The organism is Priestia sp. 53B2 (assembly GCF_056099005.1).
The window spans coordinates 638,933-653,362 of the sequence record NZ_JBLZXA010000020.1 but is presented as its reverse complement, the minus strand read 5'-3'; the positions used below and the strand labels follow the sequence as shown (position 1 = coordinate 653,362).

Here is a 14,430-nt window from a genome sequence, read left to right as displayed (position 1 = left end):
CACCTCACTGTTAATTTGTAAAACCATGCTGCTGTAATAAATCCTTCATGTTACCTGAACGATTCGAGGCGCCAGGAGTTGACTTATTTGTCATCATCTGATGCATATATTTAGCTAACATATCGCATTCAATATTCACCTTGTCTCCTTGCTGTTTGTCTCCAACGACTGTGTGAAGCACCGTATGAGGAATAAGAGAAATAGTAAATGATTGGTTGCTGACATCAAAAATAGTAAGACTTGTTCCGTCTACGGAAACAGATCCTTTTAACATCATAAATTCACGAAGTTCAGGATCGACTTGAATTTCATAATAAAAGGCATTTCCTTTACGTGTTTTGCTTACAATGGTTCCAATTCCATCAACGTGTCCGCTAACGAAATGCCCTCCAAACCGGCCATTTGCAGCCATCGCCCGTTCTAAGTTAACACGTGATCCAACGGTTAGAAGCTGAAGGGTACTTGCTTTAATCGTCTCGGGCATGACATCGACCGTAAATTCATTTTGAGAGTAAGCCGTTACGGTTAAACAAACGCCGTTAACTGAAATACTGTCCCCTAAGTTCACATCTTCTAACACGGTCTTCGCATCAATCGTAAGAACAATTGCTTCTGTGGCCTTTTGAATACGTTTTATTTTTCCAATTTCTTCAATGATACCTGTGAACATTTTCTTCACCTGCTTTGGCGCTATTCCAACTTCTTATACCGTTTTGAAATAGCAGCTGCTTTTTTTTCATATTTATCTTTCCCCCAACCACTGAAAATAAAAAAGCCCCTTGAACAAATGTCCAAGGGGTCGGCTGAGCTGAATCAGTTTTATCTATGCAAAATTCCGCTAATTGTATACGAAATAAACAGTTATATTTTGTGTACAAAAACAAGGGTAGCTTTAAAAAAGGCAAGCGTGTCCCTTATTAATTCAACACAAAAAAACAACTGTGCTTCCTGATCCTTCTCCCATCCAGACTTTTACTGTCGGCTCTAGATTTTAACTAGATCCACCGCTAACATACATCGTATGAAAACGGGTCACGGGCTTAAAAGCATACGCTTTATCACCGCCGGTTGGGACTTACACCCGACCCCGAAGGATAATATATTCGACTGCTATAGTCTCATTTGTTTTACATTATAGCAAAGTAAAATCGACTTGTCACATCATTTAACTTCGTTTCTTCACATCTATTCTTTAAAATCCAGCTTTTAGCTTATTTTTTCTTTTTTAATACATAGCATCCATACAAAAGCTAGTCCAATATAGCCAAATATCGGATACAAAAACTCAAGAAGCTGGGCATATCCGAATTGCCCAATAATAAAGCAAGCCAAGATAATAAACGCAAAAGCTTGTTTGTCATTCAGGGGAAGAAATGACTGAAGCTGCTTAGCGATTCCAAATACATTTCCAATCAATGTAGTAAAAATCTCGCCTAACACAACTACCGTAAATAAAACATTCACCCACGCTGAGATATTTTTAACAACGGCACTCATCGGAATATCAAGTTGAAATGAATAAGGCAAATTGGAAAGGGCAAGATGAGTAGAAACAAGCATAAACGTAAGTACACATCCTCCTATTACGGCCCCTTTTTTAATCACGCTCCTATCTTTCACCGAGCTTCCTAATGGAACCAAAACGGCCTGCGCCAAAGCTAGATTTAGGGAAATATATAAAAAGGGACTAACCGCCCACTTCCACTGTGTGACGAGCGTTAAATCCGGCTTCGTTTGAATCAGTGAGAAATAGCTGATATTTGGCACAAAGATGATAAAAGCAAATGAAAGCATCATCGGCACAACAAGAGAATTAACCATTAAAATACCGTTAATTCCTTTTGCGATAAATATATAAGTTAAAACAATTGTAAAAATCATCCCAACAGGAGGCCACAGCCCGAACTGTTCTTTTCCTATTGCCCCCGTACTCGCTAGCATGACTGAAGTTACTCCAAATAAAATGACAATCATTACACCGTTTACCGCTTTTCCAAGCACATCACCAAATAAATATGTATTAAGCTGCTGATAAGAAGAAGCCCCAATTGCGTGCGAAAGCAGCATCATTTTCGAACCTAGCCAAATAAAAAACAAGCCGCTGACCAAAATTCCAACCATTCCAAGTTCCCCGTACTGTGTAAAAAATTGAACGATTTCCTTGCCTGTTGCAAAACCGGCTCCTACAACGGTGCCTACATACGTAGCAGCAACCTGCAGCGTGAGTTTCCACCTTTTCATGCCCATCACCCTTCTACCCTTCATAGTTCACTATATGTAGAAACGATTAAAAAAAGACGAGCCTTTTTACGTGTAAATCTACGCATATCCCAGCGTTTGTGCCTTTTCGTTTATTTTTTATTTTTCATTTTCTTTTTGCATTTCTCACAAAAAACTCCTTAACCCTAACATAACAGTCATTTTCAAACAAAATATACGGATATTTTCCCTTTAGCTTTTAAATTTTCCTCAATATTTGCTGGAAATTCACAATTTACTGTTGTATAATTTCTAAAAATCAGATAAATTATTAAATAAGTATTCTTTCTATTTAAAAAAATATGTTTCAATTATATACAATTGATTCTTATCATGAGAGGTGGAGGGACTGGCCCTTTGAAACCTCAGCAACCAGTCGTTAGAGACATGGTGCTAAATCCAGCAAGCAATTTATTGCTTGGAAGATAAGAAGGCGAAAAAAGTCTTCTTCTTAAGAAGACTTTTTCTATTTTATCGGCATATTGCATAAAACGAATCACTCGTGAAATAGAAGCGGAACAATTTAAGGAGGTTTTGACATGGGGTTACTTGAAGATTTAAAGTCTAAAATTTTAATTGGGGATGGTGCCACTGGTACCCTCCTTTACTCACACGGTATTGACAGCTGTTTTGAAGAACTAAACATCACCAAACCAGAAGAGGTTTCTCGTATTCACAGAGCCTATGTAGAAGCTGGTGCAAACGTTATTCAAACAAATACGTACGCTGCTAATTATCAAAAACTTGCCCGTTATGGATTAGAAGATTCAGTCAAAGACATCAATATTGCTGGTGTAAAATTAGCGAAACAAGCTGCAAAAGATCAGGCTTACGTGGTTGGTACACTCGGCGGTATTCGTTCTTTCCAAAAAAACGCTATTAGTTTAGAAGAGGTTAAGCGAAGCATTCGTGAACAAATGTTTTGGCTTTTAAATGAAGGCGTGGATGGCCTTTTATTTGAAACATACTATGATTTCGAAGAATTAAAGACCGTTCTTACACTGGCAAGAAAAGAAACGGATAAGCCTATTATTACCCATGTTTCCCTGCATGATATTGGCGTACTGCAAGATGGCCGCCCTTTAGCAGATGCATTAAAAGAATTAGAAGACTTGGGAGCAGATGTTGTCGGGCTAAACTGCCGTTTAGGTCCTTATCATATGATTCAGTCTCTTGAAGAAGTACCTCTTCCTGATCGTGCTTTCTTATCTGCTTACCCTAATGCCAGCCTTCCGGCGTATGTGGAAGGAAAGTTGGAATATGAAACGAATGAAGACTACTTTGTAGAAAGCGCGCGTTTATTCCGCGAACAAGGGGTTCGCTTAATTGGAGGATGCTGCGGTACAACACCAGCTCACGTACGCGCAATGTCATCTGCCTTAAAAGACTTGCCTCCGATTACAAGCAAAGTCGTTAAAATGAGACCAGCCGTTACGGTTCAAGAGCGTGAGCAGCAGGATAAACCTCATATGCATGAGATTGTGAAGAAGCGCCGTTCGGTTATCGTCGAGCTAGATCCGCCTAAACAGCTTGGTCCGACGAAATTTTTAGAAGGCGCAAAAGCACTTGATAAAGTCGGCGTAGATGCTATTACATTAGCTGATAATTCTCTTGCCTCACCTCGCATCAGCAACTTGGCAATGGCAACACTGATGCAGCAAGAAACAAAAGCACGACCGCTTATTCATATTACCTGTCGCGACCGAAATTTAATTGGACTTCAATCTCATTTAATGGGACTTCATACGTTAGGAATGAATCAAGTGCTTGCGATTACCGGTGATCCTTCAAAAGTTGGCGATTTCCCTGGCGCCACTTCGGTCTACGATTTATCTTCATTTGACTTGATTAGTTTAATCGCTCAGTTTAATGAAGGACTATCTTATTCCGGCAAACCGCTTGGTCAAAAAACCAATTTTTCCATCGCAGCTGCCTTTAACCCAAACGTGCGTCACTTAGACCGAGCCGTTCAGCGTTTGGAAAAGAAAATCGACTGCGGGGCTCACTATTTCATTACTCAGCCTCTCTATTCAACTAAGCAAATTGAAGAGGTATATGAAGCAACCAAACATTTAACAACACCGGTATACATCGGTATCATGCCGTTAACAAGCGCAAGAAATGCTCGATTTATTCACCATGAAGTACCTGGAATTAAATTATCAGAAGATATTCTAGAACGCATGGATGCCACGGGAAATGACCGAATTCGCGGTGAAGTCGAAGGTCTTGCGATTGCAAAAAACTTAATTGATACAGCATATGAGTTATTTGACGGTATTTACTTAATTACGCCGTTTATGCGCTATGAAATGACCGAAATTCTAACACGCTATATTCACGACAAGCAACTTGTTACATCAGAAAGGAAGATATAAATGAGCTCACTTATCGAACAACAACTAAAGAAGCGAATACTCGTCATCGATGGAGCAATGGGAACGATGATTCAAGATGCTGATTTAACCGCTGAAGATTTTGGCGGCGAAGAATATGAAGGCTGTAACGAATATTTGACTCGAACAGCGCCTCATGTGATTCAGCGCATTCATGAAGAGTACTTTGCAGCAGGTGCTGACATCATTGAAACCAATACGTTTGGCTCAACATCTACCGTACTTGATGAATACGATTTAGGTCACTTGGCGTATGAATTGAATATCGAAGCTGTGAAGCTTGCTTGTGCAGCCCGCGATAAATATTCAACTCCCGAATGGCCTAGGTTCGTAGCTGGAGCTATCGGTCCTACCACTAAAACTCTCTCTGTTACCGGAGGCATTACATTCCCTGAGTTAGTAGAATCGTACGAAGAGCAAGCTCGGGGTTTGTTAGACGGCGGCGTTGACTTGCTTTTAGTCGAAACCTGTCAAGACATGCTGAACGTAAAAGCCGCGTTTCTAGGCATTACAGCGGCGTTTGAAAAACTAAAAACCGAAGTTCCTATTATGATTTCAGGAACAATTGAGCCTATGGGAACAACTCTCGCTGGTCAAGATATCGAATCTTTTTACTTATCACTGGAACACATGAAGCCTCTTTCAGTCGGACTTAACTGCGCGACAGGCCCTGAATTTATGACGGATCATATTCGCTCTCTTTCAGACCTAGCCACTTCAGCAGTTAGCTGTTATCCAAACGCTGGACTTCCGGATGAAGAAGGCAATTATCACGAATCCCCTGAGCTGCTTGCTCAAAAAATTAAAGGGTTTGCTGATAAAGGCTGGCTGAACTTTGTAGGCGGATGCTGTGGTACAACGCCTGCTCATATTAAAGCACTGGCTGAAGCGGTAAAAGAGGTTGCGCCTCGTTCGCTTGATCGCTCCGAGCATAACCATGCTGTAACCGGTATTGAACCACTTGTATATGACGATTCTATGCGCCCTCTTTTTGTGGGAGAACGTACGAATGTAATCGGTTCTCGCAAGTTCAAGCGTCTGATTGCGGAAGGAAAAATTGAAGAAGCATCTGAAATTGCGCGTGCTCAAGTTAAAAATGGTGCTCACGTTATTGATATTTGCTTAGCAGATCCAGACCGTGAAGAAATGGAAGACATGGAGGAATTTATTCAAGAAGTTGTAAAAAAAGTGAAGGTTCCCCTTGTAATCGATTCAACGGACGAGAAAGTTATTGAAAAAGCTTTAACGTACTCACAAGGTAAGGTCATTATTAACTCCATTAACTTAGAAGATGGTGAAGAGCGTTTTGATGCAATCTTACCGCTAGTAAAAAAATTCGGTGCAGCTCTGGTTGTCGGTACGATCGATGAAACAGGCATGGCCGTTACTGCAGAACGAAAAGTAGAGATTGCTAAACGCTCACATGATTTGCTTGTTGAAAAACATGGCTTTAATCCAAAAGATATTATTTTTGACCCTCTTGTGTTCCCTGTAGGAACTGGTGATGAACAATATATTGGTTCTGCTGAAGAAACAGTGAAGGGAATTAAAATGATTAAAGAAGCCCTGCCTGATTGCCTGACCATTCTTGGCGTAAGTAACGTGTCATTCGGTCTTCCTCCAGTGGGACGTGAAGTACTAAATGCCGTTTACCTTTATCACTGTACGCAGGCTGGACTCGATTATGCCATTGTTAATACCGAAAAGTTAGAGCGCTATGCTTCTATTCCAGAAGCTGAAATTGAGCTTGCTAATGCGTTATTATTTAACACAACTGATGAAACGCTAAGCACGTTTACCGACTTTTATCGTGATAAAAAGAAAGAAGCAAAAGTAGAAATTTCTACGTTAACACTCGAAGAACGATTGGCAATGTATATTGTCGAAGGTACAAAAGAAGGATTGCTTCCTGATTTAGAACAGGCTTTAGCTCAATATGATGATCCGTTAGATATTATTAACGGACCGCTTATGAAGGGGATGGCGGAAGTTGGACGTTTGTTTAATGACAATCAGCTGATTGTAGCAGAAGTACTTCAAAGTGCGGAAGTTATGAAAGCATCCGTTGCCTTTTTAGAACCTCATATGGAAGCAACTGAAAATGATTCTGGAAAAGGCAAAGTAATTCTTGCAACGGTTAAAGGCGATGTGCACGATATCGGCAAAAACTTAGTAGACATCATTTTAAGCAACAATGGTTTTAAAGTAATTGATTTAGGGATTAAAGTAACGCCGCAGCAGCTGATTGAAGCAGTAAAAGAAGAAAAGCCAGACATCATTGGCCTGTCAGGTCTTCTAGTAAAGTCAGCTCAGCAAATGGTTTTGACTGCCCAAGATTTAACACAATCAAGCATTGATGTTCCAATTATGGTAGGAGGCGCTGCCCTTTCCCGTAAATTTACTGACTTTAAAATTGCCCCGGAATATGAAGGTGCGGTCCTCTACGCCAAAGATGCGATGGACGGATTAGCGTTAGCAAATAAGCTGCAGAACAAAGAAGAAGTTATTCAGCTTTTAGCAGATTTAAAAACGCGGCAAGAAAAGAAAGTAACGGTTCGAGAACGCCAGCCTCAAACCGCTCAAGCAGCTACGGCTGTTTTAGAAAGATCCGCCATTTCAACGGACGCTCCTGTTTTTATACCGGCTGATTTAAAGCGGCACGTTGTCAAACACTACGATTTGGCACAGGTTCTTCCGTATATTAACTGGCAGATGCTTTTAGGCCATCACTTAGGGCTAAAAGGAAAAGTGAATAAGCTGCTTGCTGAAAAAGACGAGCGTGCTGTTCAATTAAAAGAAACCGTTGATGACCTGCTCGAACTGGCACTAAAAGAAAACTTAATTAAGCCAGCGGTTATTTATCAGTTCTTCCCTGCTCAAGCAGACGGAAATGATTTAATTATTTATGATCCTGCTGATGAAAAAACAGAAATTGAACGCTTTACCTTCCCTCGACAAGCAAAAGGACAGTTCCTGTGCTTATCTGATTTTGCAAAGCCTAAAGAAAAAGAGATGGACTATGTATGTTTCTTCTCTGTAACAGCAGGAACAGGCATTCGCGAACGCGCGGCGAAATTCAAAGAAAACGGCGAGTTTTTAAAGAGTCACGTGTTCCAAGCTCTTGCGCTTGAACTAGCCGAAGGATTAGCAGAACGTGTTCATCAGCAAATTCGTGACCGCTGGGGATTCCCCGATTCGCCTGACTTTACAATGGCGGAGCGTTTTTCAGCCAAATACCAAGGTCAGCGTTTTTCATTCGGATATCCTGCATGTCCAGACCTTGAGGACCAAGCAAAACTGTTTAAATTACTTAAACCTGAAGACATCGGCATTCAGTTAACAGACGGTTTCATGATGGAACCAGAAGCTTCTGTTACAGCCCTTGTTTTTGCACATCCTGAAGCGAAATATTTTAACGTATTATAAAATATGGCCGCGGTCTTTTAGACCGCGGCTGTTTTTTCACACTGAACAAAGCTAAAAAAAGGCTGCGACAAATGTATTTTAGCTGAAGAAAGATCCGAACGGTAAATCCAGATTCTTGACTGAGAATCAACTCCGTTCGGATTTTTTCATTGTGATGGTGAACTAGATTTCATGCAGCTGTTTCTAGCTGCTGATTGAAGGGCAAGGCGAAGACTCCTGCGGGAAAAAATTGATGCAGTTATGTCTCAATCTCTTTGAATTCACCGCCGGTTTGAGCTTTTTTTATGAGTTTCTTGGGACACACTGATAGAATAAGGAATGTAATAAATTTGTAACACGCTTATCACAGCAAATTTTTCAGGGAAAGGAATTTTCAAGAAATGATCAAATTATTTGTAAGCGACTTAGATGGCACTCTTTTACACGAAGAAAAATACGTAGAACAGCATAATGCAGACGCACTTAGTGAACTTCAGCGCCAAGGAGTAGATGTTTGTCTTGCTTCTGGACGAATGGATACGGAAATTTTAAAAATTTCTACTGATATTAATAATACATTTCATCGCATAAGCCAAAACGGAGGATTTGTGTGGACCAAAGAAAATCAAGAACTTCATGGAAAAGTGTTTGAAGATGATTTAGCGGTTCAACTTTATAAAAAAACGATAGATCCTAACCGTATTACGCTTGTCTGTTCAAACGACACCAATTATGTAGAGCAGCGAAATGAAATTATTGAAGCAATTGAAACTCACATGTTTTTCCCTATCGAAGAACAAATTGAAATGACGGATTCATTTGGTCACGCTCTTTCTCCATCTAAAATCACGGTTCTTGGAGATCATGATGAAATGGTAGCTCTGCAAAAAGAAGTGAACGAAGAGTTTGGTGATTATATTGATACATATATTTCTGCCAAGCAGTGTTTGGATATTATGCCTAAACATATCAGCAAAGGAAATGCCATTGAAATTTTATTAAATCATCTTCAGCTAAAACCAGAGGAAATTGCATGTGTGGGGGATTCATTTAATGATATTCCTATGTTTCAATTAACGCCGAACAGTTTTGCTATGGCTACAGCTCCTGAAGCTGTTCAGCGCCACGCCTCTGCTGTTGTGTCATCAGTTAGTGAAGCAGCGCGTATTGTTTTAGAAAAAAATAAGCAGACAACCTAAAAAAAGCGGTCAACGTTTAAATTGACCGCTTTTATCTATTTAATAAGAAAACGGTAGTTATTTTTTTCGTAAAGAACGAAAAAATTCACCTAAGCTTTTTTGCTTCCCATCTGCATGCTCTCCGTGATTAACCAAGCTGCTGATTCTTTCTCGTCGAACAACAACCATAATAAGAGTGGCAAAAAAGATAATGGAAACGGCAATGACAACCAGTGCAAGAACGGATGCTACAATAGCTTCAGAAGTCGTTAGTGACGATAGCATCTGCCTCGTACACCTCCATTTCGTTTGTGGCGAAAAGGAGCCTAGCAATTAGAAATGCAAATAATCTTTTTTCTCAGCTTGATGCATGTTATTATACACCATTTTCATTTTAGAAGCTGTAGCTTTTAAAGACGTAGACGAATCCACATCTTCGGCTAACATAATGTTTACTAAGTCAACCACAGAACGAGACAACAACTCTACATTATTTTGCAACTCTAATTCGTCATAAGTCGTACGGTCTTGAAGACGAAGTCGAATAATTTCATTTGCTAGCTCCCTAACACGCACTAATTGTTGATGTTCTCCCATAGTATCTCCGCCGCAAGAAACTTATAATCAGCCCTTTTATTGGCTTTTATAAGAGCTAGAAATCCGTGCAGCTTACCCCTCCTTATAAAGATGCCTAGCACACCTTTATGTAAATCACACTTTCACCTTGTTTACATGTATATTCGCTATAGCTGGTTCTTTTTCCTTTTGAAATTAGCAGCCATCGTCAACGACCTTCTTCGTTTATCGTTCAGATTTCAAATTTTTAAGGATGTGATATACGAAAATTAGAACGCCAATAGCCGTAAGTGTTGCTCCTGCTGCCACTACGGGTGTAAAAGCTTGGTTTTGTAGTACGATCATGAAAAATAAACCAATCATCATGACCGGTAATCCTATATTATGCAGCTATACGTGCAGTTTGGCTAATTTACTTTTGCTAAACGCAGGAAACAAATAATAAATAAGTCCCGCTAACGTAAGCGACGTCCATCCTAATAAATTGATGTGCACGTGAACAGGTGTCAAAGCATAGCTGTGAACAATTGACATATAATACCCCAATATGATGCCAATTCCAAAATAAATGGCTGATATTTTAATTAATTTAATTCCCATCGTTTTCTCCCCCTTATATCCCCCTCCGACTTCTGTACTACTTTACGCAGGAAACGTCATTTTAGAAGCGGAAGTTAGCCAAAGGACACGAAATACGGAGTATGATATCTAAAAAGAGGATTCTTTACCGCAAACACAAAAAACAGCTGAGCAAAAGCACTCAGCTGTCTATTTTAAGCAATATAATGCAGCACAAAATTCAAGAAAAACAACAGCGCGCTTACATACATAAACATCGATACTTCACGCATTTTACCAAGGAATAATTTAAGCAGTGGATACGCAATGAACCCAAATGCAATTCCATCAGCAATACTGTACGTAAGAGGAATAAGCGCAATAATTAAAAATGCAGGGAAACCTTCTGTTAAGTCCTGTAAATTAATGTTTTTGATATTTTGAATCATCAATGCTCCAATAACAATGAGAATAGGTGCAATAGCACTATCTGGAACCAGCTTGATAAATGGAATAAACAGAAGTGAACTTAAAAATAAAACTCCTGTAATCAGCGATGTTAAACCCGTTCGCCCTCCAGCTGCAATACCAGATGCTCCTTCTACAGAAGACACCGTTGGACTTGTTCCAAACACGCCGCTTAGCAAAGCTGAGGCGGCTGTTGCTTGAAAGGCCCGCGGAAATTTGCTATCTTGATTCATCATACCTAGCTGACCATGCAGCAAACCGATATTTTCAAAAATCAATACCATTGTTAATGAAAAGACAGCTGCCCAAAACGCAACGTCTCCAATAGCTCCAAAAGACAATGTGCCAAAGCTGCTAAAGAAGTCGTTCACGCTCCCAGCGGACTGTCCTTTTTCTGCACCGCTTCTTACACCAAGTAAGAAGGCAAGGACTGATCCAGCAATCATGCTTAACAAAAAGTTACCTTTCACATTTCGGATAAACAGTACGATTGTGATAATTAGCGTCAACAGCGTACTGATTACAAACGGATCTGACAAGTCTCCAAGTGCTACAAAAGTGTTTTCGCTTGGAACTACAAGCTTCCCTTTTTGCAAACCGATAAATGTTAAAAATAAGCCAACACCGACTGTTATCGCTTCTTTTAGCGAATGCGGAATCGAAGAGACAATTTTGGCAGACAGTCGTGAAAAAGCTAATGCTATAAAAAGAAAGCCCGATATCACTACTGCTAATAACCCTTCTTGCCAAGATAACCCCATTGATTGAACCATCGTATAAGTAAACAATGCATTAATCCCCATACCTGGCACCAGAATAAGAGGCGCATTTGCCCAAAAAGCCATAATAACACAGCCTACAAAAGCCGAAGCTACTGTTGCGAATATTCCTGCTTCAAGCGGAATACCGGCATCAGACAAAATGGTTGAATTAACAGCAATAATATACACGATGGAAAGAAATGAAATGACCCCAGCTAAGCTTTCTTTTCCGACAGTTGTTTGGTGGTCGTTTAAACGAAACAACTTTTCAAATAATGCGTTCAATCTAATTTCCTTCTTTTCATCTATCCCTCGCCCACCCAGTGACCAAAAATGCCACCGAAGTTATTATAGCAAAATCAACAATTGTTGCAAGGAAAACTTGTCTCCTTTAGCTTAAGCGTTCATTCCTTATTTAAAACTGTTATTATTTTCTAAACGTAACGTCTTGCATTCATTCTATATATTTGGATTGGACATAATAAAAGAGCGCTTTATCAGCGCTCATTGTTTTAATAATAATAAGGATAATATGGTGGGTACGGCGGATAATATGGTGCTGGATAACCGTAATAACCTGGACCTCCTAGTGCACTTCCAAGAATCAACCCTCCAAGAAATGGAGCTCCAAAGCCCCAACCCCAAGGGCGACCAAAGCCAAAGCCGAACCCCGGACGGCCGAAGCCAAAACCAGGACGACCGAAACCAAAACCTGGGCGACCGAAACCGAATCCTGGACGACCAAAGCCTCCAAAACCCCCAAATGGTCTTCTTATGTCATTAATATCAAATTCTTGCATGATACATGCCTCCTCAAATTATATTTCATTCTCTTTATTACATATGTTATTCACCTACTTCTTGCATAGGCAATCGCCTCTTTTTTTGTGATTTCTTAAAAAATATTCCTTTTCTACCACCTCGTTAGGATTAAACAAGCGTATAGACATATATTTTTTAAGGATTTGAAACATACTACATGTAACTTATGTAAAATAAGAGAGATGAAACGAGGAATGCACCTTTACAATTTTCAGCAGTTCCTGCAATGAGGAATAAACATAATATGAACGCATAAAAAGAACGCTCAACAAAAATGTTGACCGTTCTTCTTATGAAAATACATAGCGATTTTTTATTAATTTATCTGACCCTTTGCTTGACCGTATATGCCCTAAAGCTATATAATCCCCTTTTTATACAATGCGCTTTGAACATAAAATCATAGGAGCGTCTCCCCAAACGCTGCTATGTATGTATATCTGTAATCGCTTACAAACCTTTAATAAAAAACCGATATGATTTTCTATCTATTTACATTAAACAATATTTTAGGCTAAATTTCAACACATTTTTTGTTTTTCTTTGTACTCAGCAAAAAAACAGGTGATATAGCACAGTGATTTTCCTTTTTTCCTGTCCCTTTTACTTATAGCCATAATCGTTTATAGTTTATAACGAAAGGAAGTGACGCAATGTCTGATCAACTAGAAGAATACTTAGAACGAGGAATGTACGGAGCAAAGGAAACAAAAAGAGACGAAAGAAGATATTTCTTAACTGCTCTACGTGAGAATATTGAAATTGCGCTAAAAAAAGGGCAAGTCATGAAAAAGGATGCAGCAAAAATAAAGCCTCTTTTAAAAAAAGTGAAAGACGGTCATTTGTTTTTAAATGGCTCCTTGTCTTATTCATACCTCTCCCCCTATATTCAAGCGGCTAACCAACATAAAGTGCCTTTTACCATCGTCCAGAACTTAGAAGCTGATACCGATATTGGTCTGGTTTTAACGGGTTCTGAAGGCAGTTTGGAACGAGATATCTTTTTAGACTAAAAAAAAGAGCCCGAACGGCTCTTTTTTATTTAGCAAATACATGATGATCAATTGTTTTAATGACAGCACGTGAACGGATCCAGTTATCGGTAGCTGTTTTTGGATTATAAAAGTAAATGGAATCGTCTAAACGATCCTTTCTAGTCAATGCTTGCTCTACTGCTTTTTTCGAATCTTCTGAAGCAGGCTTGTTAATTGATCCGTTTTGGACCGGTGAAAAAGCGTATGCTTTTCCGACAACTTGTTTAATAACTCCTGTTACCGTATCTGGAAACTTCGGAGAATCTACACGGTTTAACACCACTGTTGCTACCCCTACTTTTCCTTCATACGATTCGCCTTTTGCTTCAGCTTCTACTAAGCGAGCTAATAAATCTTTTTCACTTGCGGAAATCGAAACTGCAGGTGTTTCCTGCTCTACGGGTTTGGCTTCTGGTTTTGGTTCTGGCTTAGCCGTATTAGCCGGTGCTGCCGTTGAAGGTTCCGTTGTTTCAGCAGCCAGCACTTTTGTCTTACTCGGAATAGCTAATGTTTCACCAATATAAATCATATCTCCTTGACGATTGTTTAATTTTTTAATATCGTCAATTGTTACACTATATCTTTTACCTAACTTCCAAAGACTATCGCCTTTGACTACTTTATAATTAGTTGCAGCCGTAGCTGTTGCATTAAAACCTATAAATGAAAGAGTAGCTAAACAAGCTACTACCATTGATTTCATATAACTATGTTTCATAGGTAATACCTCCTGAAATTTCGTATGGTATTACTCTATCATAGCTATATAGGGGTTTCACCGAACGATTCAATTACATTTCTTTAAGTTTGATGAACAAAATTACGTTCGGAACACAATTATGACATTGTACCTTGTTTTTTGTCATAATCACGGTAATTTTTCTAAAATGCAGGTATATTTTCCCGCTTCATTTCAGTTTAATCAGAAATTTCTTCATTCGTTTTTCCCCTATAATTCTTATGATAAACATTT

11 protein-coding genes, 1 pseudogene and 2 riboswitches are annotated in these 14,430 nt (G+C 39.4%); of the genes and pseudogenes, 4 read left to right on the top strand and 8 right to left on the bottom strand.

Annotated elements, in window-relative coordinates; genetic code table 11:
• Positions 1-10: 10 nt before the first annotated feature.
• Together ribE and ACN6NE_RS17430 are read right to left on the bottom strand one after the other, a co-directional pair.
• Entirely contained in the window at positions 11-670 is a 660-nt protein-coding gene (gene ribE / locus ACN6NE_RS17435; RefSeq protein ID WP_280167534.1) for a riboflavin synthase, read from the bottom strand.
• Between the two features lie 278 nt (positions 671-948).
• A riboswitch (FMN riboswitch) is annotated at positions 949-1,099 on the bottom strand.
• Positions 1,100-1,206: 107 nt separating this feature from the next.
• A complete protein-coding gene (locus tag ACN6NE_RS17430) occupies positions 1,207-2,241 on the bottom strand; it encodes a YkvI family membrane protein (RefSeq protein ID WP_013056003.1) in 1,035 nt (344 codons plus the stop codon).
• A gap of 343 nt (positions 2,242-2,584) precedes the next feature.
• Positions 2,585-2,691: riboswitch (SAM riboswitch) on the top strand.
• Between the two features lie 107 nt (positions 2,692-2,798).
• Here ACN6NE_RS17430 and ACN6NE_RS17425 point away from each other — a divergent pair.
• The 3 genes from ACN6NE_RS17425 (at position 2,799) to ACN6NE_RS17415 (ending at position 9,259) form a co-directional block, all read left to right on the top strand.
• A complete protein-coding gene (locus ACN6NE_RS17425; protein ID WP_334036161.1) occupies positions 2,799-4,637 on the top strand; it encodes a bifunctional homocysteine S-methyltransferase/methylenetetrahydrofolate reductase in 1,839 nt (612 codons plus the stop codon).
• The gene (gene metH / locus ACN6NE_RS17420) at positions 4,638-8,081 is read left to right on the top strand and encodes a methionine synthase (RefSeq protein WP_474326189.1); all 3,444 of its coding nucleotides are present in this window, start codon (positions 4,638-4,640) and stop codon (positions 8,079-8,081) included.
• 380 nt (positions 8,082-8,461) lie between these two features.
• A complete protein-coding gene (locus ACN6NE_RS17415) occupies positions 8,462-9,259 on the top strand; it encodes an HAD family hydrolase (RefSeq protein WP_474326186.1) in 798 nt (265 codons plus the stop codon).
• Positions 9,260-9,316: 57 nt separating this feature from the next.
• On the opposite strand, the gene ACN6NE_RS17410 is transcribed toward ACN6NE_RS17415, so the two are convergent.
• From ACN6NE_RS17410 to ACN6NE_RS17390, 5 genes and pseudogenes are all read right to left on the bottom strand, one after another.
• The gene (locus ACN6NE_RS17410; protein ID WP_013055999.1) at positions 9,317-9,523 is read right to left on the bottom strand and encodes a hypothetical protein; all 207 of its coding nucleotides are present in this window, start codon (positions 9,521-9,523) and stop codon (positions 9,317-9,319) included.
• Positions 9,524-9,571: 48 nt separating this feature from the next.
• A complete protein-coding gene (locus ACN6NE_RS17405) occupies positions 9,572-9,835 on the bottom strand; it encodes a hypothetical protein (RefSeq protein WP_013055998.1) in 264 nt (87 codons plus the stop codon).
• A gap of 204 nt (positions 9,836-10,039) precedes the next feature.
• Positions 10,040-10,414 (bottom strand): annotated as a pseudogene (locus ACN6NE_RS17400) (cytochrome-c oxidase).
• 173 nt (positions 10,415-10,587) lie between these two features.
• Complete coding sequence (locus ACN6NE_RS17395) at positions 10,588-11,886, bottom strand: NCS2 family permease (RefSeq protein ID WP_013055996.1); 1,299 nt, start codon at positions 11,884-11,886, stop codon at positions 10,588-10,590.
• Between the two features lie 227 nt (positions 11,887-12,113).
• On the bottom strand, positions 12,114-12,401 hold the full coding sequence (locus tag ACN6NE_RS17390; protein WP_289522205.1) for a hypothetical protein: 288 nt from the start codon (positions 12,399-12,401) through the stop codon (positions 12,114-12,116).
• Positions 12,402-13,076: 675 nt separating this feature from the next.
• Here ACN6NE_RS17390 and ACN6NE_RS17385 point away from each other — a divergent pair.
• On the top strand, positions 13,077-13,436 hold the full coding sequence (locus ACN6NE_RS17385; protein WP_014461047.1) for a YueI family protein: 360 nt from the start codon (positions 13,077-13,079) through the stop codon (positions 13,434-13,436).
• 25 nt (positions 13,437-13,461) lie between these two features.
• Here ACN6NE_RS17385 and ACN6NE_RS17380 read toward each other — a convergent pair whose 3' ends face one another.
• A complete protein-coding gene (locus tag ACN6NE_RS17380) occupies positions 13,462-14,175 on the bottom strand; it encodes a cell wall hydrolase (protein WP_129707083.1) in 714 nt (237 codons plus the stop codon).
• Positions 14,176-14,430 lie beyond the last annotated feature (255 nt).